This window comes from Streptomyces flaveus, assembly GCF_014647675.1.
GTDB lineage: Bacteria > Actinomycetota > Actinomycetes > Streptomycetales > Streptomycetaceae > Streptomyces > Streptomyces flaveus.
The window spans coordinates 1-881 of record NZ_BMPQ01000088.1; the positions used below are offsets into that span (position 1 = coordinate 1).

Below are 881 nucleotides of genomic sequence, written 5' to 3' on the forward strand. Positions count from 1 at the left end.
TCATACATACAGAAATACTGTTTTACTAGCATCAATAATGGTTCAATTAAGGTAGGCTCCAAATAGACAAAAAACACACCTTCTTATTTTACTAAGAAGATGTGTTTTTAAATCAATTAAATTATAAAAACTCATTAAATGTTTCTATAATTAGATATATATTCAATATACTTAATATGATTGTTAAAACCCAAGCAATAATATTAATCCATGTTTTATTTGTAAATTCTTTTCCCATTATCTTAGGATTATTGGTTGCTAACGTTAAAGGAATAATACTAAAGGGTAATGCAAGACTTAAAAATACTTGTGTGAAGATTAAAAGATCTTCAATCTTAGAAGTACTTGAACCATATAACCATAAACATATGAATACAGGAATCACAGCGATTAATCTAGTAACTAATCTTCTTGCCCATTGAGGTATTTTTATATTCAAAAACCCTTCCATGACAATTTGTCCTGATAATGTGCCAGTAATGGTTGAATTTTGTCCTGAAGCTAACAAAGCTATGGCAAATAATGTACTCATAACAGCACCACCTATAGCTCCTGCAAACTCGGATTCTTGTAAAGCATTATATAAATCATAAAATCGTCCTAAGTCTTCACCATTACCAAAGAATAGAGCGGCACCTAATATTAAAATCAAACAATTAATAATAAACGCAATTGAAAGTTGTATATGTGAATCAATAATAGCGTATTTAATAGCCTCTTTTTTCTTAGCTTTACTTTCACGTATATAGTTACGTGATTGAACAATTGAAGAATGCAAATACAAATTATGAGGCATGATTGTCGCACCAATGATACCTAAAGCCATGTATAACACACCCTTGTTAGTAGCTATTTCTGTACTTGGAATAAAGCCACCTAAA

1 protein-coding gene is annotated in these 881 nt (G+C 29.9%); it reads right to left on the reverse strand.

Features of this window, described 5'->3' with window-relative positions:
* Window positions 1-121: 121 nt before the first annotated feature.
* On the reverse strand, window positions 122-881 hold a 760-nt coding region (locus tag IEZ21_RS49285; RefSeq protein WP_189327916.1), incomplete at its 5' end, for an Nramp family divalent metal transporter.